This is a genomic window from Flexibacter flexilis DSM 6793, from assembly GCF_900112255.1.
GTDB classification, from domain to species: domain Bacteria; phylum Bacteroidota; class Bacteroidia; order Cytophagales; family Flexibacteraceae; genus Flexibacter; species Flexibacter flexilis.
Genome location: NZ_FOLE01000001.1, coordinates 300,518 through 324,755 on the forward strand (window position 1 = coordinate 300,518; position 24,238 = coordinate 324,755).

Genomic DNA, 24,238 nt, shown 5'->3' on the forward strand with positions numbered 1-24,238 from the left:
AACAAAATTGCCAATACGCTATTCGGGTTATTTATCCAAAAACTCCTGAAAAACACGCTGTTCGTAGGCTTTCAGGTTGGCGGTAGCCGCCGTATCAGGTGTGCCCATTTCAAAAATCAGACTTTTGCCCACATTGTCCCAAGCCCTGCGGCTGTCGGGGCGAATCCAGCCCGCGCCATCATTAAACGCATAAAACGCAAAAGCATTTTCGGGGGCAAGTGTCGCGATGTTCTGGCTCCACGCATACGGTTTTTGTGGCTGAACGTGAAGCTGTTGCAAAAGCGTTGCGGCCAAATCAGTTTGGTTACAAACCGTCTGAATGACAGTATCTTGCACGGCCAACGCGCCACCAAGCCAAAGCATCGGAATCGTGAATTTTTCGGGGGCATGATTCGGCGACTCGTGCGGCAGCCTATGGCCATGGTCGGCAATAATCACCACTACCGTATTTTTCCACCAATCCTGTTTTTGGGCTTGCGCCACAAACGCCCCGATACTGCGGTCGGTGTAGCGATGCGCATTCAAAAAAAGTTGCTCTTCGCTGGCGTTAGTCAATGGTTTTTCGTCGGGCACTTCAAACGGTTCGTGGCTGCTGAGCGTAAAAAGTGTGTAGAAAAATGGCTTGTCTGCGTTTGGTCGTTGGTTGAGGTCGGCCAGCATTTTATTTAGTACAATGTGGTCGTGTGCGCCCCATTTGGAGTTGCAATCTTTGGCCGAAAAATCATTTTTACCGATTATTTTTTCAAATCCACCATTAAAAAAATAAGAACGCATATTAGCAAATTCTGGTTCACCGCCATAATAAAACGCTGTTTGATAGCCTTCTTTGCGCAAGTCGGCGCACAAGTGCGGCAAATGGCGGGTTTTATCGGGATAAGAAATAATACTCGTAGTTGGCTGGGCTGGAAATCCGCTCAAAATACTCACCAAACCTTTGTCGCTGCGGTCGCCTGAAGCGTAACAATTACTAAACAAAATGCCTTGCTTGGCGAGACTGTCAAACTGTGGCGTAATGCCTTTTTCGCCTCCCAAACTCCCAAAAACTTTGGCCGTGGCACTTTCCCAAACGATGAGCAGGACGTTAGGATTCTTTACTTTAATCCACTGATTGTTAGTGTTTTTTGACTTATTTTGATACAAATTCTTAACTCTTTGCGCCGCTACATTATCCGAAAAAAAAGTATAAGGATTTTGTTTGCTGGCACGGTGCGTAAGGGCGTGCATCAAGTTCCAAGCCGCATTTACGGCGGCCTGATTGGCAAAGCGATTAGCCGAAAAATACGAGGCACTTTGATTGATGGGAATGAGTTGTAGCCCGCCACGCATCGGAATAATAAGCATAGCCGTTAGTAACAAAAATACAGGCGCGAATTTCCAAGAACTTGGCTTTATTTTGTCCCAAGACCACACCAACCAACGACTAAACAACCAATAAAACACGCCAAAAAATACTACGAAAATACTCACTAACAACAACATAGGTGCATTGCCCGAAGCGGCCAAAGCCTCACGTGGCGAAGCCAAATACAGCAGCGGTGTGGCATTGAGATGGCTGCCCCATTCTCTGTAAATCTCCAAGTCTGCCACCACAATCAGCGTCATCAGAAACAAAATAATACCCGTGTAAATTTTCAGGAATTTGGGATAAAACTGTCCCGTATAATCGGTTACGGCAATAAGCAAAAACGGCAACATACACCAATACGCCGCAAACGACGCATCAAGGCGCAAGCCATACCAGAAAAGTTGGCCGATGGTGCGCACGTCCAAAGCATCGGCCTGCGCGTGCAAATACAGCAAGAAAATCGCTTTGGCTACCACAAAAAACAGAATGGTAAAGGCGTAGTATTGCAACAAAAATAGAATTTTGCGCATGATTTAATTTAATGATTATAAGGTTTTTACAAAAAAAATTAGTCGATTTTAATGGCTTGGCCTTCGCCTTTGCGCACGATAGCAAGTACAGGATTGTGTTTGTAGAAAATATTACCTGTGCTCAGGATTTGCCCTTCCAGTTTGTCCGAACAGTTTATCGTAATATTAGTTTCGGCACCTTGATGGACATACGCGCTTTTCACTACAAAATTTTCGGTGTGCAGTTTGGGGGTCTTATCCAAACTAAATTTGGCGTAATTGCTTTGCCCGCTCAGACGCAATGTGCCCAAACTATTGATGTCCGTATAAAAATTCTGGGCATTAATATTGGCATCCACTTCCGACACGCCATAAATATTCAACGTAAAATTATCGGTCTTTAATTGATTGGTAAACATGATATTACCAAAACCCTTTTGCGTGATTTCGTATAAATTTTTTACGTGCAAAAACACCTTGAGTTTACGCTTATAAGTGCGAACCCAATTGCATTTGTTGTGGTTGGCGATGTACAGCGTGCCATTGTTTACGTCGGTTTTGATGGACGGAAGCAAGTTTTCGCCACCTTCGAGGCGCAAACTAACGGCGGTGTCGGCGGTAACGTACAGGTCTATATTGTCGTCTATCACAATACGCTGAAAATCTGCTACTTCACGGCTGATTTGTTTGGTATGTCCTGTACTTTTCAGGCAGTCGGGCGCGTCGGGGTTGCTACACGTGGCAAGGGCAAAAGCCGCCAACCAAAACCATTTTTTCATTTTCTTTGATTTAAAAACTTAGTAAAAGCGTTGGCAAAATTATGGATTGTTGGGCGGATAAAAAACAAACTTCTTACGGAATATTAACGAACTGTTAATCAAATTTTTAGCAAAAAAAGCGAGGATTTCGGTCGTTTTTCATTGATTTTTCAAAAGCAGCCTCCTACATTTAGAAGCAATTATATTTTTTTAAATAGATAAGCCCTTTTCTTAATTTTTTGTTAGAAATAAATACAATGAAAACAGCAAAAACCGCACAACGCTCGTATGTAAGCGGGGCAAGCAATGTTCCCTTACTCGGCCAAACGATTGGCGAAAACTTGCGCGAAACCGTTGCCAAATTTCCGCAACGCGATGCGCTTATATGCGTAGAACAACAATATAGAGCCACTTACGCCGAATTTTGGGAGCAAGTGGAGCAAGTGGCCAAAGCGTTTTTGGCTTTGCACGTGCGCAAAGGCGACCGCGTCGGGATTTGGTCGCCCAACCGATACGAATGGGTACTGGTGCAATACGCCACCGCACGCATCGGAGCTATTTTGGTGAATATAAACCCCGCTTACAGAGCTGCCGAACTTTCGTATGCACTCACGCAGTCGGGGATTTCGGTATTGGTTTCTGCCGTAGCTTTCAAAGACAGCAACTACAAACAAATGGTGCAAGAAGCCGAAGAGGTTTGTCCAGAGCTGCGCAAAACCATCTTTTTTGATGAAAATTGGGACGAGTTTTTGCAAGGCACAAGCCACGTTTCTACGCACGATTTGGAAGCCGTAGAAGCTACTTTGCAATTCGATGAACCCATAAACATTCAATACACGTCAGGCACGACGGGCTTCCCGAAAGGCGCGACGCTTACGCACCATAACATTCTGAACAACGGTTATTTTATTGGCCAACGCCTCAACTATACGGAGCTTGACCGCGTGTGTATTCCTGTGCCGTTTTATCATTGTTTTGGCATGGTAATCGGTAATTTGTGTTGCACATCGCATGGGGCTTGTATGGTGGTTCCGTCGGATAGTTTTGAGGCCGCCAAAACGCTGTATGCCGTAGAAAAAGAAAAATGTACGTCGCTTTATGGCGTGCCTACAATGTTCATTGCTGAGCTACAACATCCTGATTTTGAGAAATATAACCTTACTTCTTTGCGCACTGGCGTGATGGCGGGTTCGCCTTGCCCTGTGGAAGTAATGAAGCAAGTGCAGTCTCGGATGTATATGCGCGAGGTTGGTATTTGCTATGGCATGACGGAAACTTCACCCGTTTCTACCCAAACCAAAATCGGCACGCCACTGGAAAAACAAGTAAGTACCGTTGGTACGATTCACGACCATTTAGAAATAAAAATCATTGACCCAAGCACAGGCCAAACCATGCCGCGCGGCGTGGCTGGTGAGCTTTGTACACGTGGCTATTCAGTAATGTTGGGTTATTGGAATAATCCAGAAGCTACGCGCGAGGCCATAGACGCAGGCCGCTGGATGCACACTGGTGATTTGGCTACGATGGACGAGGAAGGTTATATCAATATCGTTGGCCGCATCAAAGATTTGATACTACGTGGCGGCGAGAATATTTATCCGCGCGAAGTGGAAGAGTTTTTGCACAAACACGAAGCCGTTGCCGACGTGCAAGTAATCGGTGTGCCAAGCGAAAAATATGGTGAAGAAGTAATGGCTTGGGTCAAACTCAAAGAAGGTTATAATCTGACGGCAGAAGATTTGCAGGTCTATTGCAAAGCGCACATCGCACGTTACAAAATCCCGAAATATTGGAAATTCGTGGACGGCTTCCCGATGACGGTTTCGGGCAAAGTACGTAAAATCGCCATGCGCGAAGAGTCTATCGCCGAACTGGGTTTGGAGCACGTCGCCAAAATCAAAACGTCATAATTTCTTGCAAATCAATTTCATATATAAACAAAAAATCCTACTTCGTACTCAATGAAGTAGGATTTTTTGTTTATAGTAATGGTTTTTGGTATCGGCTAAACACCTGATAGCGTTTGTAACCGTTGGCCAGCTCCGTAAAAGACACGCGCAACACCGTATAAACAGGAATCGCCGACACCATGCCAATCACGCCAGCAAGCGACGCTCCCGCAAAAATGGCTACAAATATTTCCAACGGATGCGCTTTGACGGTTTTAGAAAAAATGATAGGCTGTAACAAAATATTGTCGATGAGGTGTACAATAGTTGCCACCCCAATAATTTGCAGAATCAGAACGCCGTATTGTTCGCCCGTCCAAGTCAGAGGCGCGGTGGTAAGTCCCACAATCACAGCCACCAGTCCGCCCACAAACGGCCCGATGTACGGAATTACGTTGATAAAAGCGGCGAAAACAGCTACCGTAAAGGCGTATTCTATCCCGATGATGGTCAGCCCCGTAGAAGTCAATGTAAAAATGGCAAAAGTCTGTAACAGCAAGCCCAGCAGATAGTTAGTGAGAAGTTTTTCGATTTTGTAAAGCGCGGCAATCGTCATTTCAAAATAGGCATTGGGGACGATGGACAGAAACAACCGTTTCAAAATTCCTTTTTCGTAAAGCAAAAAGAAAGTAATAAACGTAACAGCCAACAGCCCAATGAAAAACTGACTCGTAAAATTAATGAAATGGTTAATTACTTTGCTGGCATCTAAGGCTGTAATGTCCGACAAAAAATGGTCTTCGAGCGCATCGACCATAAAACCTTCTTGCTTGTCGTGTACGAGTTGTTTTTTGATAAGAAACTTTTCTAATACATTGATTGGCTCTTCAATGGAAGCGAGCATTTTATCCATTTTGATTTGCTCAATCATTTCTAACTGATTGGAAACAAGCGGAATAAACATGACCACCAAAAGCGTTACGACACCCAACAGCACCGCATACGCAATCAGAATCGCGACCACGCGCGGCAACCCGACCACTCCCAAAAACTTGAAATGCGTAATGCCGCTTACCATTGGTTTGAGTATCGTGGCCAAAATCACGGACACGACGATATACAAAACAATGTTGGAGAAAACCCAGCCGACCAGCAACAACAAGGCCACCAGCACCGCAATTTTGAGTGTAAATTTATTGAGTAGAAACATAGACGACTTAAATATACAGCGATTTTAGCGGATTCTTTCGCTTTTTCAAAACGGATATTTACTTTTGAAAAACACCAACATTTTCCAAATCAAATGACAAACGTAAAAACGATTGCAGTTATTGGCGCAGGCACAATGGGACAAGGGATTGCCCAAGTGGCCGCTGCCGCAGGCTTTGAAACATTGCTCTTTGATGCACAGGCTTCTATGGCACAAAAAGCCCTTGCCACCATCGAAAGCCATTTGGCCAAAGCCGTGAGTTTGCAGAAAATAACTGCCCAGCAACAAGCCGAAACATTTTCTCGCATTCGGGTAGTAGAAGAGTTGGCGCAAGTGAAAGCCGATTGCATTATAGAAGCCATCGTGGAGCGGCTCGACATCAAGAAAACACTTTTTGCGCAGCTCGAAGCCCAAAACTCCGCCCAAACGATTTTGGCTTCCAATACCTCCTCTATTTCCGTAACGCAAATTGCGCAAGGTTTGCAGCACCCCGAAAGAGTCGTAGGAATGCACTTTTTCAATCCTGCGCACCTGATGAAACTCGTGGAAGTGATTAGCGGCGCGGCCACTGCTCCGTACTATGCCCAGCAAGTGTACGAACTGGCGCAGCGCATGGGCAAAACGCCTGTCATGGCCAAAGATGCGCCAGGCTTTATTGTGAATCGGGTGGCGCGGCCATTTTATACCGAATCGCTGAAACTGGCGGAAGAAAAGGTGGCCGACATCGCCGACATTGACCGACTGTTGGAGTCGGCGGGTTTTCGGATGGGCGCGTTCAAACTCATGGACATGATTGGCATGGACGTAAATTTTGCCGTTACCAGTTCGCTGTACGCAGGTTTTCACCAAGAGCCGCGCTTCAGACCCAACCGCCTACAACAACAAAAAGTAGATGCGGGACATTTAGGCCGTAAAACGGGCAAAGGTTTTTATGACTATGAATAAACAATTGTATTTCGGTGGCTACTGGGGTTTGTTTGTGGGCACATTCGAGGAGAATTTGCCGCATCGGCATTACGCCACCCAAATCAGCGTGAGCAGTGGCGCAGCAATTGGTATTGTGTCGGAAATGCAAACCCAAACTTTTGAGGCTTGCCTTATCAAAGGCAATGTGTTGCATCAGTTCCAGTGTCCAGATCTACATTTACTTTTACTCATTAGCCCTACTTCGTCGGTAGGGCATTTTCTTAATAGTCTGACCAGCAGCAATGTGGCGGCAATGCCCGCAACACACGCGCAATTTTTACAAGAAATATTAAACGCTCTTGTAAATAAAAAAATAGACTTTGGGCAGTTGGTGGAGCAAGTAAATCAATGGCTTGAGGGGTTGCGCTGCCAGTGCCAAACCAACGACCATTGGAACGAAGACCGCATCACGAAAGCCATTCTTTTTTTGGAACAAAACTTCAACCGCGTGGTTTCGCTTTCCGAGATTGCCGACTATTGCCATTTGTCCGAAAGCCGTTTTTTGCATTTGTTCAGGGCACAGACGGGCATTAGTTATAGGCGTTTTCAGCTTTGGAATAAAATGGCCGCATCCGTGCGTGTGCTTACGACTCAATCCATTACCCAAACGGCGCATGAATTTGGTTTTACGGATAGTGCGCATTACTGCAAAATCTTCAAAGAAAACTTTGGTTTTAGCCCCAAATTCTTAGCCAAAATATAGCCAGTTTATACAATTTTGGGCGGCGAGCAATGCCGAATTTTGTCCTATCAAAACAATCAAACTTAAAAAGATTTATGATGGAAAATTCAGCTCGTTATTTAGCGCAAACGCCCATTTTGGATTATCAAAATCCAGCCATTGCCCAACTCGTAAAAGACCAAATGTGGCGCACAATGCCGCCAGTGGAACGCGTAAAAGCCATTTATACGTTTGTGCGCGACCAAATTTTGTTTGGGTACAATGCTTCCGACCAGCTCAAAGCCTCGCAAGTGTTGGCCGACGGCTATGGGCAATGCAACACGAAAGCCACTTTGCTCATGGCATTGCTGCGCGCTGCGGATATACCGTGTCGGATTCATGGATTTACGATAGACAAAGCCCTACAAAAAGGCGCGATTTCGGGCATTTGGTACGCACTTTCTCCCCAAAACATTCTGCACAGTTGGGTAGAAGTTTGGGTAAATGATACTTGGTATTTTCTGGAAGGTGTGATTTTGGACAAAAAATATTTGGCAGCCCTGCAAAAACGTAATCCTGATTGCCAAACATTCTGTGGCTTTGGGGCGTACACCGACGATTTGCAGCAGCCCCCCATCGACTGGAATTTGAATAATACCTATATTCAGGACAAAGGCATTAACCAAGATTTTGGCGTTTTTGACTCACCCGACCAATTTTATGCTCTTCACCAACAAAAACTAAATTGGTTCAAACGCTTGGTTTTTGAGCGAGTAGCCCGACACTTGATTAATGCCAATGTGCGCAGTATTAGGAAATAATTTAATATAACTTTTGCACTTATTTCTGCTAAGTAAACTCAAAGCAAATGGTTACTTTGGGTATTATCGCTCACATGGTAGTTTATGAAAATAAGTAATAACTCGCCAGCTAGAAGCATCCCAATACAAGTCAAGACGGTAAATATCTTGTCGCTACATTTGTTTCAAATACGCCTCGATGGTCGGGGCAAAATGTGCGTGTTCGAGGCGCAACACTTTCGCGCCAATGTCTTCGGGCGTGTCGGTGGCCGCAATGCTACATTTGGCCTGAAACAACACTTGACCTTTGTCGTATTCTTGGTCTATGAGATGAATCGTCATGCCAGATTCTGTTTCGGCAGCGGCTTTTACAGCCTCGTGTACGTGATGGCCATACATTCCTTTTCCGCCAAATTTGGGCAACAAAGCAGGGTGAATATTAATAATTCGTTGCGGGAAAGCCGCTATCAAATTGCTGGGTACAAGCCACAAAAAACCAGCCAACACCAACACATCCGCTTCCACGCGTCGCAACTGCTCCAGCACCGCATCTGTTTGGTAAAAATCCGTGCGCGAAAACACAAAAGTTTCTACGTTTAGGGCTTTGGCGCGTTCCAGCGCGTAGGCTTTGGGCGTGTTGGCCAACAATAACACTACTTTTCCAAAATCATTTTCTTGGAAATGCTCCATTATTTTTTGGGCATTGCTGCCCGAACCCGAACAAAAAATAGCGATACGCTTGGGGTTGGATTGGTTCATTTTTCCAAAAATAAAAATTTGATAATCAGGATTATAAAAAAGAAATTATTGCGCACCGTCAAGCAATAGTTGTTTAAGATGCCACACCTACGGCGTTTTTCTACTTCCTAAATTCCAATTTGCTACAAAGATGCCAAGCCTAAAGGCTTTGTTATTACCCAAATAAATAAATCCGTTAGGATTGAAATATTGGTAGCTAAAAGCTATTCGATAAAACAAAAACACCGTAGGTGTGGCATCTTTCCGTAACAACACCAAATCCAACACCTTCCACCAAAATGCGAAAGGTGTTGGACTTTAGACAATGTTATTCCCACTCAATCGTAGCGGGCGGCTTAGAGCTAATATCGTAAACGACGCGGTTAATGCCTTTTACTTTATTGATGATTTCGTTAGAAACCAACGCCAAAAACTCATACGGCAAATGCGACCAGTCGGCAGTCATGCCGTCCACACTGGTTACGGCACGCAAGGCCACCACGCGTTCATAAGTACGCTCGTCGCCCATTACGCCCACGCTTTGCACTGGCAACAAGATGGCACCCGCTTGCCATACTTTGTCGTAAAGGCCTTTTTCTTTGAGCAAACCAATAAAAATGGCATCGGCTTCCTGCAAAATAGCCACTTTTTCGGGGGTAATATCGCCCAAAATACGAATGGCAAGCCCCGGCCCTGGGAACGGGTGACGGTTCAGGATATTCGGGTCAATGCCCAAGGATTTGCCTACCAAACGCACCTCATCTTTGAACAGCGTGTTGAGCGGCTCTACCACCTTGAGTTTCATGTAGTCGGGCAAACCGCCTACGTTGTGATGGCTTTTGATGGTAGCCGAAGGGCCTTTTACGGAAACCGACTCGATTACGTCGGGGTAAATCGTGCCTTGCCCGAGCCAACGCGCATCGGTTACTTGGTGCGACTCGTCATCGAACACCTCCACAAACACGCGGCCAATGGCTTTGCGTTTGGCTTCGGGGTCGGTAAGGCCAGCGAGGGCATCATAAAAACGCTGTTTGGCATCTACGCCCTTCACGTTTAGCCCCATATCTTTGTAAGAATGAAGCACTTGCTCAAATTCATCTTTGCGCAAAAGGCCGTTGTCCACGAAAATACAATGCAGGTTCTGGCCAATGGCTTTGTGCAAAAGCACCGCCGCCACCGACGAGTCCACGCCGCCCGAAAGTCCCAAAATCACTTTGTCTGTACCGAGTTTTTCGCGCAATTCGGCCACCGTGCTTTCCACAAAAGAAGCTGGAGTCCAGTTGGGCGAGCAACCGCAAATGTCGTACACGAAATTTTGGATTAATGTTTTGCCTTCGGTAGAATGCGTTACTTCTGGGTGGAATTGGATTCCGAAGGTTTGCTCGCCCGCCAGTTGGTAGGCAGCCACGCGCACGGAAGGCGTTTGGGCAATGAGTTGAGCGTTTTCGGGTAGTTGTACGATGGTATCACCGTGCGACATCCAGACTTGGGAGTTAGGCGAAAGGCCTTGGGTCAGGGGATTTTGTTGGTCAATTTCGGAGAGCAACGCACGGCCATACTCTCTGATGGTAGAAGGCAGCACCTGTCCGCCGTTGGTTTGCGCCAAAAGTTGCGCCCCATAACACACGCCCAGCACAGGGATTCGGCCTCTAAACGCACTTAAATCTACTTGGGGGGCTTCAGGTTCGCGCACCGAATGGGGGCTTCCCGAAAGAATGAGTCCCTGCACGTTCTGGAGATTGGTGGGGACTTTGTTGTAAGGATGGATTTCGCAATACACTTGCAGTTCGCGAACCCTACGGGCTATCAGTTGGGTGTACTGAGAGCCAAAATCAAGAATGAGAATTTGAGCTTGTTGTACCATGTGCAAAAGTAGTAGCCTATGGTACAACGTGCAAGTTTTCGGAAAGATTAAATTTTGGGAAGGGCTTAAAGTTATAAAGTTGGAGCGTCGGGGGGTAGTAAACTCTCAAATGTTACTTGCGAGACATCTACCCCATCATAACCATCAGCTTTAAGCTTTTCATTAAGCCTTGTAATAAGCGTTTTAAACCCTTCTTTTTGATGTATTTGCGTTGAAAGTGTATTAAGGTCAGCTATTTGTTTTATGACACTTATTCCTTTATAATCAAAAAGATTTAAAATTAACTCATATTCTTCTAATTTTTTAATTTCTGCTTTCCTCTTAAGTAAGCTCCCTCCTTTTGAAAGCGATTTATTTAATTTTTTCATCTTTTTCTCCCAATATGTAATTAATTTGCTCCTATCTATGTCATCATAAATACAAACACCATCTAAAGTAACAATATGCACCTGTGATTTTATTTTCTCAAAATCAAAATTATTATGTTCGGCAATTTTAGCCAGCTCGTACATACAATTCGGTGAGTTTAAATAGTCATTGCCGATGACAACCAGTATGTATTTTCCGCGCCCAATCTCTTGCATAAAATCCGAAATAGACTGCATATAACCTACGCCATTTACTTTGTCGCGTATAAGTTCAATACCACATTGTTGTAATTGTGATTGTAACTGATTGGCTATATTATCGCTCTCTGTTTTCCAAGAATACGAAATATAAATTTTAGGTTTTTGTATGTTTTCCATTGGGTTGTTATTGTTATTCATTTCTTTATTTTGAACAGGTTCTAAGGCTTCAAAACCAGCAAATATTTCTTCATTTGTTTCTGGTTTGCCTTGCTTGGCTTTTACGTATCCTTCGGCAGATATATAATCCAACTTTTGTTGTATTGTATTTAATACAACAATATTCTCATACCAAATTTCAATTCGTTCTTTTCCTTTTTCATAAAACGCCTCGATTAAAGCACTCCCTTTATTCGTTTCTAAAATAATACCGCTATCCCAAATTAAATTTATATTCGAAAAACGATGTGCTTTGACTATAAAAAGTTGGATAAATACCTTAGGAAGAAAACGATAAGTAATTATTTTTTGCTCGAATTTTTCAATATTGCGTTTTCTCCATTCTGCTACCTGATGTGATTGGTTGTCGGGTAACAGTTGCGGAACAACAACGCTACTTGTATCTTCATCTTCAAAGATTTCGAACGCCAGTTCCGCACTCAGCATAAAATCAATAAATAATACTCTTTCTTGTTTTGTATTATTTGGCCATATTTTAGTAATCAGCTCGTAATTTAATTGGCCTTTTTCATCTTGCAACAATTCAAAATATTCACTTTCTCTATCTAATACTTTATAAATAGCTTCTATTGCCCAGCCTTGATTTACAATAATTTGGTTACTAAAATAACCTTTACGGTAATACAATACGCCTGTCTCGTGTAGATAGCCTAATATAGTAGAGGCAGACGGCAAACAATCTTTTTCATTGCAAATTTCTTCAAATTCACTGACTGATAAAGTTTTATGCTCAACATTGCTTTGTAAACTACGGATTGCATCACGGACATTGACCCAATTTGTAGGCAAATAAGGTGTTTTAAAAGTCTTATTTACTTCTAAGTATTTTTGTAACCTATTTTGAAAAACTTTAAACCCTTTCTCATTTTTAGCACTTACTTGCAAAAAATCAAGAATTGGGTATTCTTTTTGAAACTCAGTTCGGCGTTCAAAATATAAATCTTTTTGATTGGGCTTGTCTATTTTATTTTGTACGACCAAGATAGGGCTTTCGGGGGCAAAACATTTGGCATATTCGAGCCAATAGCGTAGATTTTCGTTCGGATACTCTTTGCCGTTCCATCTGTGACTCTCTTTTACTTCATTTTCAAAATCCCAGACCAAGACAAACAAAGCACGTGTTTGCATAAATAAACGGTGGGTAGCATAGTATAAATCTTGGCCAGCAAAATCCCAGCAATTCAACTGAAAACCACCTAATTTTCTACGCAATAGTGCAATGGCGTGCGTAGATTGATGTTCGGTATCGAACCTAAAATTTTCTTGTTCGCATAAGCATTTGGCTACTTGCGTTTTACCTACACTTCCATTGCCTATAAAGATAATTTTTACTTCTCTGTTCGCAGCATTTCCTTTTTGTATATCTTGTAAGTAATTACGGGTATCATCTAATACATTTTCGTATTTATTAAATATTTCTTGAGGGATATTTTTGATGAGATTTTTGTATAATATTAGTAATTTTAATTGAGGTAAGTTATTAAAAAATGTATCTGGTATGTTAGATAATTTATTACTACTTAAATTAAGAGAGTTTAGGTTTATTAAACCTGATAAATTGGCTATATCTGTTAATTTATTATTAGCTAAACCGAGAAAAATTAAATTAACCAAATCAGACAAGGTTGATATATCAGTTAGTTGATTATGAGACAAATAAAGCGAAGTTAAATTAACTAAACCTGACAAGGCTGATATATCGGTTAGTTGATTATGAGATAAATAAAGAAACTTCAAATTAACTAAACCTGACAAGGCTGATATATCGGTTAGTTGATTATGAGATAAATAAAGAAACTTCAAATTAACTAAACCTGACAAGGCTGATATATCGGTTAGTTGATTATGAGATAAATAAAGAAACTTCAAATTAACTAAACCTGACAAGGCTGATATATCGGTTAGTTTATTATGAGATAAATAAAGAAATTTCAAATTACCTAAACCTGACAAGGCTGATATATCGGTTAGTTGATTATGAGATAAATAAAGAAATTTCAAATTACCTAAACCTGACAAGGCTGATATATCGGTTAGTTGATTACTACTTAAATCAAGCTCATTCAAATTACCTAAACCTGACAAGGCTGATATATCGGTTAGTTGATTACTACTTAAATCAAGCTCATTCAAATGTGTACATTTTTTTAGTAACGCTAATTCTGTCTCTTTTCCTGTCAATTTTAAGTAGCTTAAATCCAACTTTGGATTTTTAGTGCGGATATTTTCCTCTATTCTTCTTTTCAATTTTATATTCATTCGCGTAAGTAGTAAAAGTTATGGCGGTTTGAGGGTGTTAAGATAGCTATTTTTGCGTTTGTCGTACAAGGGTATTGCTCATAAATTCTGTACTTTTCAAGTAAAAAAAAACGTAGCCTGTGTCCTCACAGACCACCTACGTTTACCGCCTTTTATGGTTTGTGAAGACACAAACCATGGAGGAGTACAAACCCAGCTTTATATAACAAGATAACACTTGTAAAAGCCACGTAGATTTAGAAATTTGCACAAGAATTTTGCATTGATAAATGCAATAAGGCTTGTTTATGCGGGTGTTAGTGCCAAGCATATCCGACCAAATATGAATTCAGACGCCAATAGATAATTTAATACAAACAATAATGGAAATAGCAAAACAATATATAGCAGGGCTTGAAAAAGCATATTTTGATAATGGTGCTAAGGAAACTTGGGAACATTTTAGCAAAATAAAACACGGTGCTACAAATGAAGATATTGAAAAAATCAAATCTTTATATCCAGAAGTTCCAAATTCATTGATAAGTCTGCTGGAATTAGTAGATGGCACATATTGGCGAGAATATCAAGGAGAAGAAATTTCTTTATATTTCCTTGGTTCTGATGTTGAAGGATATCCATATTATCTTTTATCATCAAAAGAAATCGTAAAAAATCAGAATTTATCAATAGAATACTATTCAGACTATATTGAAAGGAAGTATGAAGGAGTTGAGATAGACGACAGAATTACAAACCAACCAACATCATTAAATTGGCTTCATTTTTCTGATTGTACGAATAATGGTGGGACTTCGCAATTATTTATTGATTTTAGTCCTTCCGAAAAAGGGACAAAAGGTCAAATAGTAAGATTTTTGCACGACCCTGACGAATTTAGGGTTATTGCTGACAGTTTTGAAAATTATCTACAAAAACTAATTGGTAATGAATATGATTTTATCAATGAGGAAACAGTGGAATAAATTAAAATTTTAACAAAAAACATAAAATGACATACAATTTAGAGTGGCTAATAGGCAATTTTGAAAAAGGAATCCGAGCTAAATATTTATTTTTTTGGGGACATCAAAAAAGTAAAAGTGGTGAATTAACATCTTCGTGTTTTAGTCAGTGGTGGACTTCTCCTTTTATTGTTGACAATGTGCAATTTAATACTGCAGAACATTGGATGATGGCACAAAAAGCACTTTTGTTTGACGATAAAGAAATTTATGATAAAATAATTATCGCGAAATCACCAGCAGAAGCAAAAGCTTTAGGTCGGCAAGTACGAAATTTTGATGATAAGACTTGGAATAACAAACGGTTTGAAATAGTGGTTAGAGGAAGTTTAGAAAAATTCACACAAGATAATGACTTGAAAGAATTTTTACTCAGCACAAAAGAAAGGGTTTTGGTAGAAGCAAGTCCAGTAGATAGAATTTGGGGTATTGGATTGGCCGCAGATAGCGACAAAGCAGAAAACCCCAAACATTGGAATGGATTAAATTTACTTGGTTTTGCGCTGATGGAAGTTCGTGATATTATCAAAAATCAGAAATAGAAAAAACGGCCAACAATATCTGTTTGGAAATATGGCGACATCTCCCGCAGTCTGTGTTCACCATAGCCAACCTACATTTGTCGTCCTTTATGGTTTATGTCTTCATAAACCATAAAGGAAAGTTTCTATATTTTGACTGTGCTATTGTGTTGGTGCAGCCACACGAGTAGCAGCGTGCCGAGCGTCATCATGGCCGCCGTGATATACAGCACCCAAGTATAACTTCCCGAAAGTGTAACAATATAGCCCGACATAATCGGGGCAAGTATTTGTGCCGCGCCATACGAAAGTGTGAGTCGCGCCATCGCCTTGGCGGGGTTTTGAGGATATTTGTTGCCTATCAGGTTGAGTGTAAGGCTCACAATGCCTATAAACGTACTCCCGAAAATGGCCGCACCCACCAAATTGGGCAAACTGCTTTCGCTAAAAGCAGGAATCAGAACGGCAAAAACCTGCAATAAATACGCAATCATCAGGGTCGGGATTTGGCCTAATTGCCGCGAAACCCTATCCCACAAAAAACTGGAGGGCGCAGCCGCCAAACCCACCACAATCCAGACCAACGCGCCCTGATTGGCAAAGGTGGCAAGGCGTTTGAGTATGTCCACGATGAAAGTTGCACTAATCACATAGCCAACGCCCGCACAAAAATACGCAGCCACCATAATCCCGAACCATTTGTTAGACACTGGCGCAGCGGCAGCGACTTGCGTGGCATTGGTCACGGGGTTTGCAGGTCGGGGCATCCAAAACCATGCAGGCACAAAAAAGACCAAACTCAGCAGTCCGAATATTACCCAAAGGCCGTCCCAACGAACCGTTTGTTCGAGGGCAATGCACACAATCCCCGACAACAAAATCCCTAAGCCCATACCCGAAAAATGCAAACCCAATTCCTTTTGGTAGCCGTTGGCCGTAAGCCAGCCCAGCACCATGCCCGAAGCCTGAATTAGTCCCGCAACACTACACACACCCGACACATAGCGCAACGCGCCCCAAACGATTGGGTTAGTAGTAAAGCCCATGCCCAGTGTGGTAAAAATGGCCAACACCAGCGTAATGCGAAAGAAAATGTATTTGTGGTGCGCTTGGCTCATAGCTGCCGAAAGCAAAATACCCGAAATATAACCCGCATAGTTGAAGGCAGCGAGCCAACCGCCTGTTACTTCGGTCAGGTGCGCCTGTTCGCGCATGATAGGCAACAGCGGCGTATAAGCAAATCGGGCAATGCCCACCGTCAGGATAAGCGAGCAGATACCCGACAGAATGACTTTAATTCTGTCCATAGCAAAAAGTAAAATAATTTGGTGTAACGAAAGATAAAGCTAATTACACAATAATATTCAACAATTCAAGTAAAATTAAACTATTCGCAGGCCACCAAACGGATTTTTAGATTTTTACCAATAATCCTTATTAAATATCGCATATCCGCTAAAGTGTCGGCTTGAACACAGAAAAGTAGCTGAGCATTAAACTTCCCTTTAATTTTCAGTCCAAAATATTAACCCAACTTTTTACTTTCATGAAAAAAAATGTACTCCTTGTTGCCGCCGTCGGCTTGCTTGCATGGCAAAGCCACGCCCAAAACACTACCAACGCCCTTTTGGACAGTCTTTATGAGGCCAAGCAATTTGGTTTGTTGCAAAAAGCCAATACCAACCGCCAGCAGGCCAGTTATTATCTGTACAAAGCCGTGTACGCCAACTTGTGCAACTGGCCGCAGCAAGCCAATGTTTATTTGGATTCGGTGGTATTAGCCAATCTTCCCGAAAAATATAAGTTTAGGTACTGGACGCTTCGCAACGACAATTATGTGAAACTGGCCAACTACGCCAAAGCCTACGAAACCAGCCAAATTCTTACCCAAAAATTTAAGCAGCACTATACCGCCCAAGAACTAAAAGACAATTTGCACACGGAAAAAATTTGGGAAGAAGCACGTCCCATTCCTACACAAAAAGTCCGCTATACGGGGCAGTGCAGCGTAAGCACTAAGCGCGATTTGGCGGGTTTGCTCAACGTGAAAGTGAGTACGGCCAGAGCCGATGCAGATTTTGTATTTGATACGGGTGCGGGCATCTCCACCATTACCGAATCCGAAGCCAAACGTCTGGGATTCAAGATCTATGGTAGCGGAGACATTCGCATACAAGGCTTTACGGGAGTACAAAACAAAGCATATTTAGCGACCATCGATGTACTTAAAATCGGGAACATTAGCATTCAAAATCCTTTGTTTTTGGTATTTAAGGACGAGGCTCTTTCTTTCGCGGGCGGCGCGTACAAAATACACGGGATTGTAGGTTTCCCGATAGCCAAAGATTTGGGTACGATTACTATCAGCAAAGACTCGCTCACGGTGGCGCATACGCAGGCAACCGAACCTCAAAATTTGTTTATGGATCTGCTCAACCCCGTGCTAATGCTGCGCGTAAATGGCAAAGACGAACCTTTTAATTTTGATACGGGCGGCGACAAAACGAGTTTGAGTCGAATGTTTTACGAAACATTCCGACAAGATGCTTTGCTCAAAGATTTGCCTCTGGAAACCAAAGCATCGGCCAGCGCGGGAGGAGAACAAAAATTTCAGGCGGTAATCATACCGCAATTAGTGCTGGGGATTGGGAAACAAAATGTTACGTTACAAAAAGTGGTGGTGGATACCGAAAACTACCACGTGAGCGGCAAAGCCTTACTGGGCAACATTGGGCAAGATTTTATCCGACAATACCCCAAAGTAACCATTAGTTTTGAGCATAGTTACTTGAAATTAGAGTAGATTTGGATTTTAATCATCAAAGAAAAAGCTACATGAAAAAACTTTTGACGCTTGCATGGCTACTCTGCGGACTGGTGGCATTCAGCCAAAACAAATACCAACAAGATTTTGAGGAATTTTGGAATGATGTAAACACCTCGCACGCCTACTTGGACAAACAGCAGATTGATTGGCCGAAAGTACGCGAAATATACCGCCCCATCTTTGCCAATGTCCAGAACGACAGTGATTTTATCAAGAATTTGGAGAAAGTAATCAATGAACTATACAACGGCCATATTTCTCTGAATACGAATCTGAATAGTTCTAATAAACTTGTTCCTTCGGGGGCGGATTTGTTCGCCGAAAAAAAAGGCAATCATTTCTTTGTCAGCGATTTGCGCAAAGGATACGAAGCAGAGGCCTGTGGCCTGCGGGTGGGCATGGAAATAGTGAAGTTTAACGACGCGCCGATTCTGCCACAACTCAAGGCTTTTTTGCCGACCTATACCAACCAACACAGCGCGGCCATGTACGAATACGCGTTGGCTATGCTTTTGGCTGGTACGCACGACAACCCACGCAAAATTACAGTCTTGGAAAAAGGGAAAGAAAAAGCCTTTTATCTTGATGAAAACAAAATAACCCAAAGCCCTTTTCTGCTGATAAGCAAAAAGTTAAACCCTCAAACAGGTTATATAAAGATAAACAATTCATTGTTTCTTAATAACCTTATTGCAGCGTTTGATGCGGCACTGGACAGCCTACTGGACACCCAAACCTTAGTGTTAGACCTGACCGAAACACCCAGCGGCGGAAATTCTACGGTAGCGCGTGCCATTTTGGGACGTTTTATTACCCAAAAAGCAGCGTATCAGCAACACGAATTTGACGAAAAAGAATTTGGAACGCGCCGCTATTGGGTAGAATATGTGTTGCCGCGCGCCCGCCCCTACAAAGGAAAACTCATTGTAATGGTTGGACACTGGACGGGCAGCATGGGCGAGGGCATGACCATTGGATTTGATGCACTCCAACGCGCCACGATTGTCGGGACACCAATGGCCAAATTGCTAGGTGCTATTAGCGGCTTTCAGGCAAGCCAAACGCGCATTGGCTATCAGTTCCCGACCGAAAGACTCTACCACCTCAACGGTACGCCGCGCGAAGATTTTGTACCACCTATTCGCACCCAAAATCTGAAGCAAACTTGGGAAAAAGTAAATGAACTGATACGTTAATTAGCCCCAAATGCGACTAACATTAATGCTGAACAATGTAAATTTATATTTGCTTACTAGGTTAAAAACATCTCTGTCCAACAGTTACAAAAGAGTCTTTTAGGAAATGAACTCATTGATCAACAGAGATTTGGCATAAATAAAAAGGGCAAGATTACTTGCCCTTTTTATTTAATTCTGAAAATGTTGCATCAGAATATCTTCAAATTTGTACAAACCTTTTGGTTGATTTCTCAAATTATCGGCCACAAACAAGACCCCACTACCAAACGCCTCTCTTGAAATAGATTCGTGCACTAAACGTACTGTTTGATACGGAAAACCAAACACTACTTCATGTTTTCCGACGATTCCGCCAACCCGAATAGAATTTATCTCCGACTCCCCTACTTCTAATGCCTGCGCTAACTTCATAGCCGTACCCGAAACGCCATCTTTCCCCTTGAAGTGTTCTTCGATTATTTCAATATCGACCCAAGGCGCAATTTTCTTTAAGAACTTGGCGGCAAATAATAAATAATTGACTCCCAGTGTGATGTTTGGACTCCAAAATACAACGGTTTTTTCCGACAATTCTTTTAACAATGCTTTTTCTTCTTCCTCATAATGCGAAATAGCCGAAATAATCCGAACGCCTCTTTCGCTGGCGGCTTTTCCGTATAAATAAATGCCTGTTTTAGAAGAAAAATCAATAATAGCATCAACAGGATGTTTGTCTAACAACTCTTCTATGGAAATATTCGCAGAAGAATATATTAGCCCTGGTTCGTCTGAAGCAATACCTAAAAATTCTGAAACACTTCTATGCTCTAATAAAGCACTTTGTCTTAATACCCATTCTAAAGAATACTCTTGGTTCTGAAGTATTACTGATGCAACAGCCTTTCCTGTTTTCCCAAATCCGATTAGTCCAATTCTCATTGCAGTCAAAATTTTTATGGTTATACTCTTGTTTATGCGTACCAAAACATCTTTCTAATCTAACAAGATGGTATGCTTTTATTCCACAAAGATTTCATTTATTTCTAAAGTATTTTAAAGTATGTACCTTTTTTTGTTTCGAAAATAATGACTATCACATAAATAAATGGCTCAAAATAAAAATGTTATAGCTCTAAGGGAAAATGGTATGCTCATTCCAAAAGAACCTTTTTGAGATGCGCACGGTTTGGATAGCACACCTTTCACTTCTTAAATAAATTATAGTATCCACGATTTATTTAACAAACAATGCAATCGAAAAATATTAAAATATCGCAGTTGGATTTGGCCATCGTAGCCGACAACACGTCCATTAGTGCCACATTGAACAATAGCAAAATGCTTGCGCAATGGTGCGAAAAATTAGGTTACGAACGCTTTTGGATGGCCGAACATCATAATATGGTCAATGTGGCCAGTTCTGCTACTTCCGTGTTATTGACTTACATCGCATCTCATACCGAAAAGATTCGGGTAGGTTCGGGCGGCGTAATGTTGCCGAACCATTCGCCGCTAATTATTGCCGAGCAGTTCGGAACGTTGGAAAGTCTTTTCCCTAATAGAATAGATTTGGGATTGGGTCGCGCCCCCGGTTCGGATTCTCATACTTCTATTGCCATTCGCAGCGATTTTTTTGCACAAACCAAACGTTTCCCCGAAAATATCGTGCAGTTGCAAAAGTATTTGTCCGATGACAATCAGTATAGTAACGTTCGCGCCTTCCCCGGTGAAGGTACAAATGTTCCGTTATGGATTTTGGGGTCAAGTACGGACAGTGCGTATTTGGCGGCTTCGTTGGGTTTGCCGTATGCCTTTGCAGGACATTTTGCGCCGCGCCTGATGCTGGAGGCATTCCAGATTTATAAACAAAATTATAGACCTAATGATACTAATCCAAGACCCTACACGATGGCTTGCGTAAACGTAATCGGAGCTGACAGCAACGAAGAAGCGGAGTTATTGTCTTGTACGCTTTATGCTAATTTCTTGAATATCATTCGCAACACAAGGCAGCCTATGAAAGCACCCTCGAAGGCAATTTTGGAGAGTATGAACGACATGGAAAAAGCACAAATAAATCAGATGTTAGGCTGTACGTTTGTGGGAAATAAAGAAACACTTCAAAACCAATTGGCCGATTTTGTAGAAACTTCGGGGATTGATGAGCTAATGATTACTTCGCATATTTACGATTTTGAAAAGCGATTGCACAGCACTCAATTAGCTTATGAAGCCGTTGCGGCATTGAATGCAGAGAAAAGCAAGGCAGTTGTGTAAAAAGAATGGCGCATTAAATAACCCTAACCTCATAGATTTTTGAAAACATATAAGATTAGGGTTATTTAATTAAAGAAGCATTGGATTGCTTATATTTATTTTAATTTTTCCTTTATCTTTTTGATGGTATTTTGTTGGCTTAGAGCAAGCTTATTTTGAGGATTAGTATACAAAGCTTTTTGGTAATTCTCAAGTGCCAAATCATATCTTTTAGCCTTTAAATAGGCTTCCCCAAGACTGTCATAAACATTCCAAGAATCAGGAAAAAGCGTAGCATTTGCCTTAAATATATTAATGGCAGCCTTCGTCCTTTTATCTACATTGAGTATTCTATATGCCAATTCGTTTAAGTATGTTTCCGTAGATGGATATACTTTTAGAATCTCTTTAATGTGTGGTTTTAGTTTGGCAGCAATAAAAGCGCAAGCATCAGCATCTCTGTTAATACCACTCAAATTAAACTGATCTAATATTTTGATGTATTTTGCTACGCTATCTCTTTTAAGTTGAAAATTAATGCTCTCTTGTTTGTTAAACCCAAAACACAAATCATTTTCAAATGAATTTTCGGGAGCAGTCATGCCTGTAAGATAAAAACCTAAAGAAGTAAAATTTTCAATTACATAATTAGTTTTACCATTGGTATAATCGGGAGTATTTTTATTTTGGGTATATCGATACGAGTTAGAAAATTCATTGGTAATAATAATGGTACCATTGGGTTTTAATTTAGTTTTAAGATGCTCTAAAACCATTTTTGTATCCAAGAAGTATATAAAAGCCTTATTAACAATTATTTTATCAAAAAAATTGTTAGGCAAACCTGTATTATTTTCATCTCCCATTACTGTACTAAAGTATTGTTTTTGAGATAGATTGTATTTTACTTCCGTATTTAACTGTTCTTCATTTGACAAAAGACTATCTTCTTTTTGAATATAAAATGTAGTACTATCTTTTACACGAAAATAAAAGCTTTCTAATAAATTATAATCAGTACTAATATCAGCTACAATATCATTATTATTTATTTTATGAATATCATACAATCTCTTAAAATAGTTGTAATTATTATGATTATATTCAGATTTATAACTAGTAAAATTATCTGAAAATATATTTATAATATCCATCGAAATATTATTTGTGTCTTTACTTTGCTGCTTAGACACAAGCTTGTCAATATTTTTTGCTAATATTATATTAGATTTTTGATTTGGTTCTATTTGAAGAACTTTTTGGCAGTGTTTTTTAGCATTAATGTAATCTTTTTTAAAGATATACAATATAATTAAAAGTTTATTATTTTTCAATGCTTCTGGGAATAAAATATCATTTGCTTTTACTATATTTAAGCTTGCATTAATTCGTAATTTCTCTATTATTAAAAAACTGATTGAAGTTAAATATTCTTCTGTATAAGGATATACACGCAGAATAGAATTGATATAAGGTTTAATATTCAAAGCAATTTTTTTAGATAATTTAAGATCCTTATTTACTTTTTTCAAATTAAATTGATCTAACATCTTAATGTACGTTTGTACACTATCCATTTTCAATTTAAAGTCATCACCTTTTTGTTTATTACGTTCAAAGAATAAATCATTTTGTAATGAATTAATGGGAGCTGTCATACCTGTCAAATAAAGACCTGCATCTGTAAAATAATCTATAACAGTAACAGCTTTTTGCCCTCTTACCATACATCCATCATGTATTAGTGTTTGAAATTCATTTGAGAATTTATCAGAAATAATAATAACACCGTTTGGTTTTAATTTTGAAACTAAATCCTTAGCGATAAGTGCGGGGTCTGTAAATTCATGAAAAGCATTATTAATAATTATTTTATCAAAAGTGCCATTAGGTAAATTGGACGCTGTTTTAGTACCAATTGCCATCTTGAAAGTATTAGTTTGTGGCGTGGCACGCACAGACGAATAGTATTTGACCATTTTATTAAATTGGTCAGGATTAAGCAATATTGTATCAATGTCTTGGACATAATAGGTTACGCTATCCGTCATAACAGAATAAATACCTTCCATCCAGCCACTTGCCGCTCCCACTTCTGCCACTACATCTCCTTTTTTAATACCATAAAGCGTCAAATTTTTTCTATATTTTTCACATTCTTCTCTCGAATAAGCAAAGCCGTATTTGAAAGGTCTGCTCGGATTTGTACTAATAATGGCATTAGGATTATCATTTTCGTACTGATATTTTATGTCTTTTGTTTTGACTGTACCGCAGCCAAGCAAAAAAAAGATAGACCAGAAAGTGAAAAGAGAAACGAAAGATGCGTAATTTTTTGCCATTTAATTGTTTTTGTTAGGTGATATTCAAACATCAAAAGTAAGGGTAGCATTGTGATAGTACAAATTATTTTGAAGAAGCTTAACATTACAAAAGAAAGACGCATTGAAATGCGTCTCTATGTGAGATGAACAAAAAACAATCTCGTGCCGTATGTACGATAGGAATTATAACCAACAAAAAAGGCAAACCTCAAAGAGACTTGCCTTTTCATTCAATCTTCTATCAATCTTTATTCATATATTCAAATAGATTCTGCTAAAACCTACTTAAATTCAAAGAAAGTGGCAAGGAGGCGGCGGCA

18 protein-coding genes are annotated in these 24,238 nt (G+C 40.8%); 9 read left to right on the forward strand and 9 right to left on the reverse strand.

Annotated features, from left to right (window positions below; genetic code table 11):
- Nucleotides 1-27: 27 nt before the first annotated feature.
- Together BM090_RS01265 and BM090_RS01270 are read right to left on the reverse strand one after the other, a co-directional pair.
- Entirely contained in the window at nt 28-1,875 is a 1,848-nt protein-coding gene (locus BM090_RS01265; protein WP_091506026.1) for an LTA synthase family protein, read from the reverse strand.
- A gap of 38 nt (nt 1,876-1,913) precedes the next feature.
- A complete protein-coding gene (locus tag BM090_RS01270; protein ID WP_091506028.1) occupies nt 1,914-2,633 on the reverse strand; it encodes a head GIN domain-containing protein in 720 nt (239 codons plus the stop codon).
- A 236-nt stretch (nt 2,634-2,869) separates the two neighbouring features.
- Between BM090_RS01270 and BM090_RS01275 the strand changes: the two genes are divergently transcribed.
- Entirely contained in the window at nt 2,870-4,525 is a 1,656-nt protein-coding gene (locus BM090_RS01275; protein WP_091506031.1) for an AMP-binding protein, read from the forward strand.
- Nucleotides 4,526-4,595: 70 nt separating this feature from the next.
- Here the strand turns inward: BM090_RS01275 and BM090_RS01280 are convergent, their stop codons facing one another.
- Nucleotides 4,596-5,714 (reverse strand): AI-2E family transporter, encoded by a 1,119-nt coding sequence (locus BM090_RS01280; protein ID WP_091506033.1) that lies wholly within the window; start codon nt 5,712-5,714, stop codon nt 4,596-4,598.
- Nucleotides 5,715-5,807: 93 nt separating this feature from the next.
- Here BM090_RS01280 and BM090_RS01285 point away from each other — a divergent pair, with 93 nt between their 5' ends.
- The 3 genes from BM090_RS01285 to BM090_RS01295 all read left to right on the forward strand — a co-directional run bounded on the left by BM090_RS01285 (nt 5,808) and on the right by BM090_RS01295 (nt 8,162).
- Nucleotides 5,808-6,659 carry a 3-hydroxyacyl-CoA dehydrogenase NAD-binding domain-containing protein gene (locus BM090_RS01285; protein WP_091506035.1) on the forward strand — a complete coding sequence of 284 codons (852 nt, stop codon included), beginning with the start codon at nt 5,808-5,810 and terminating at the stop codon, nt 6,657-6,659.
- The gene (locus BM090_RS01290) at nt 6,646-7,383 is read left to right on the forward strand and encodes a helix-turn-helix transcriptional regulator (RefSeq protein ID WP_091506038.1); all 738 of its coding nucleotides are present in this window, start codon (nt 6,646-6,648) and stop codon (nt 7,381-7,383) included. The genes BM090_RS01285 and BM090_RS01290 overlap by 14 nt, the downstream gene beginning before the upstream one ends.
- A 74-nt stretch (nt 7,384-7,457) precedes the next feature.
- Entirely contained in the window at nt 7,458-8,162 is a 705-nt protein-coding gene (locus BM090_RS01295; RefSeq protein ID WP_245756664.1) for a transglutaminase-like domain-containing protein, read from the forward strand.
- Nucleotides 8,163-8,315: 153 nt separating this feature from the next.
- On the opposite strand, the gene purN is transcribed toward BM090_RS01295, so the two are convergent.
- The 3 genes from purN to BM090_RS01315 all read right to left on the reverse strand — a co-directional run bounded on the left by purN (nt 8,316) and on the right by BM090_RS01315 (nt 13,808).
- Nucleotides 8,316-8,900, reverse strand: a complete 585-nt coding sequence (purN, locus tag BM090_RS01300) for a phosphoribosylglycinamide formyltransferase (protein ID WP_091506043.1) — start codon at nt 8,898-8,900, stop codon at nt 8,316-8,318.
- A 307-nt stretch (nt 8,901-9,207) separates the two neighbouring features.
- Nucleotides 9,208-10,743, reverse strand: coding sequence for a glutamine-hydrolyzing GMP synthase (guaA, locus tag BM090_RS01310; RefSeq protein ID WP_091506048.1), 1,536 nt, complete (start codon nt 10,741-10,743; stop codon nt 9,208-9,210).
- A 71-nt stretch (nt 10,744-10,814) separates the two neighbouring features.
- Nucleotides 10,815-13,808, reverse strand: coding sequence for a leucine-rich repeat domain-containing protein (locus BM090_RS01315; protein WP_091506051.1), 2,994 nt, complete (start codon nt 13,806-13,808; stop codon nt 10,815-10,817).
- Nucleotides 13,809-14,170: 362 nt separating this feature from the next.
- On the opposite strand from BM090_RS01315, the gene BM090_RS01320 reads away from it, so the two are divergent.
- Both BM090_RS01320 and BM090_RS01325 read left to right on the forward strand, forming a co-directional pair.
- Nucleotides 14,171-14,773 (forward strand): SMI1/KNR4 family protein, encoded by a 603-nt coding sequence (locus tag BM090_RS01320; protein ID WP_091506053.1) that lies wholly within the window; start codon nt 14,171-14,173, stop codon nt 14,771-14,773.
- A gap of 26 nt (nt 14,774-14,799) precedes the next feature.
- On the forward strand, nt 14,800-15,354 hold the full coding sequence (locus BM090_RS01325; RefSeq protein ID WP_091506056.1) for an NADAR family protein: 555 nt from the start codon (nt 14,800-14,802) through the stop codon (nt 15,352-15,354).
- Nucleotides 15,355-15,479: 125 nt separating this feature from the next.
- Here the strand turns inward: BM090_RS01325 and BM090_RS01330 are convergent, their stop codons facing one another.
- Nucleotides 15,480-16,640, reverse strand: coding sequence for a YbfB/YjiJ family MFS transporter (locus BM090_RS01330; protein WP_091506059.1), 1,161 nt, complete (start codon nt 16,638-16,640; stop codon nt 15,480-15,482).
- 239 nt (nt 16,641-16,879) lie between these two features.
- Here BM090_RS01330 and BM090_RS01335 point away from each other — a divergent pair, with 239 nt between their 5' ends.
- The gene (locus tag BM090_RS01335) at nt 16,880-18,136 is read left to right on the forward strand and encodes an aspartyl protease family protein (RefSeq protein ID WP_091506063.1); all 1,257 of its coding nucleotides are present in this window, start codon (nt 16,880-16,882) and stop codon (nt 18,134-18,136) included.
- 32 nt (nt 18,137-18,168) lie between these two features.
- Nucleotides 18,169-19,356 (forward strand): S41 family peptidase, encoded by a 1,188-nt coding sequence (locus BM090_RS01340; protein ID WP_091506066.1) that lies wholly within the window; start codon nt 18,169-18,171, stop codon nt 19,354-19,356.
- Nucleotides 19,357-19,527: 171 nt separating this feature from the next.
- Here BM090_RS01340 and BM090_RS01345 read toward each other — a convergent pair whose 3' ends face one another.
- Complete coding sequence (locus BM090_RS01345; RefSeq protein ID WP_091506069.1) at nt 19,528-20,277, reverse strand: 4-hydroxy-tetrahydrodipicolinate reductase; 750 nt, start codon at nt 20,275-20,277, stop codon at nt 19,528-19,530.
- 309 nt (nt 20,278-20,586) lie between these two features.
- On the opposite strand from BM090_RS01345, the gene BM090_RS01350 reads away from it, so the two are divergent.
- On the forward strand, nt 20,587-21,615 hold the full coding sequence (locus BM090_RS01350; protein WP_091506072.1) for an LLM class flavin-dependent oxidoreductase: 1,029 nt from the start codon (nt 20,587-20,589) through the stop codon (nt 21,613-21,615).
- Between the two features lie 95 nt (nt 21,616-21,710).
- On the opposite strand, the gene BM090_RS01355 is transcribed toward BM090_RS01350, so the two are convergent.
- Nucleotides 21,711-23,936, reverse strand: coding sequence for a methyltransferase domain-containing protein (locus BM090_RS01355; protein ID WP_091506075.1), 2,226 nt, complete (start codon nt 23,934-23,936; stop codon nt 21,711-21,713).
- Between the last annotated feature and the right edge of the window lie 302 nt (nt 23,937-24,238).

What these genes read in the sequence shown, in the direction of transcription:
- BM090_RS01265 (WP_091506026.1), bottom strand. Translation starts at nt 1,875, where the DNA reads ATGCGCAAAATTCTATTTTTGTTGCAATACTACGCCTTTACCATTCTG.
- BM090_RS01270 (WP_091506028.1), bottom strand. Translation starts at nt 2,633, where the DNA reads ATGAAAAAATGGTTTTGGTTGGCGGCTTTTGCCCTTGCCACGTGTAGC.
- BM090_RS01275 (WP_091506031.1), top strand. Translation starts at nt 2,870, where the DNA reads ATGAAAACAGCAAAAACCGCACAACGCTCGTATGTAAGCGGGGCAAGC.
- BM090_RS01280 (WP_091506033.1), bottom strand. Translation starts at nt 5,714, where the DNA reads ATGTTTCTACTCAATAAATTTACACTCAAAATTGCGGTGCTGGTGGCC.
- BM090_RS01285 (WP_091506035.1), top strand. Translation starts at nt 5,808, where the DNA reads ATGACAAACGTAAAAACGATTGCAGTTATTGGCGCAGGCACAATGGGA.
- BM090_RS01290 (WP_091506038.1), top strand. Translation starts at nt 6,646, where the DNA reads ATGACTATGAATAAACAATTGTATTTCGGTGGCTACTGGGGTTTGTTT.
- BM090_RS01295 (WP_245756664.1), top strand. Translation starts at nt 7,458, where the DNA reads ATGATGGAAAATTCAGCTCGTTATTTAGCGCAAACGCCCATTTTGGAT.
- purN (WP_091506043.1), bottom strand. Translation starts at nt 8,900, where the DNA reads ATGAACCAATCCAACCCCAAGCGTATCGCTATTTTTTGTTCGGGTTCG.
- guaA (WP_091506048.1), bottom strand. Translation starts at nt 10,743, where the DNA reads ATGGTACAACAAGCTCAAATTCTCATTCTTGATTTTGGCTCTCAGTAC.
- BM090_RS01315 (WP_091506051.1), bottom strand. Translation starts at nt 13,808, where the DNA reads ATGAATATAAAATTGAAAAGAAGAATAGAGGAAAATATCCGCACTAAA.
- BM090_RS01320 (WP_091506053.1), top strand. Translation starts at nt 14,171, where the DNA reads ATGGAAATAGCAAAACAATATATAGCAGGGCTTGAAAAAGCATATTTT.
- BM090_RS01325 (WP_091506056.1), top strand. Translation starts at nt 14,800, where the DNA reads ATGACATACAATTTAGAGTGGCTAATAGGCAATTTTGAAAAAGGAATC.
- BM090_RS01330 (WP_091506059.1), bottom strand. Translation starts at nt 16,640, where the DNA reads ATGGACAGAATTAAAGTCATTCTGTCGGGTATCTGCTCGCTTATCCTG.
- BM090_RS01335 (WP_091506063.1), top strand. Translation starts at nt 16,880, where the DNA reads ATGAAAAAAAATGTACTCCTTGTTGCCGCCGTCGGCTTGCTTGCATGG.
- BM090_RS01340 (WP_091506066.1), top strand. Translation starts at nt 18,169, where the DNA reads ATGAAAAAACTTTTGACGCTTGCATGGCTACTCTGCGGACTGGTGGCA.
- BM090_RS01345 (WP_091506069.1), bottom strand. Translation starts at nt 20,277, where the DNA reads ATGAGAATTGGACTAATCGGATTTGGGAAAACAGGAAAGGCTGTTGCA.
- BM090_RS01350 (WP_091506072.1), top strand. Translation starts at nt 20,587, where the DNA reads ATGCAATCGAAAAATATTAAAATATCGCAGTTGGATTTGGCCATCGTA.
- BM090_RS01355 (WP_091506075.1), bottom strand. Translation starts at nt 23,936, where the DNA reads ATGGCAAAAAATTACGCATCTTTCGTTTCTCTTTTCACTTTCTGGTCT.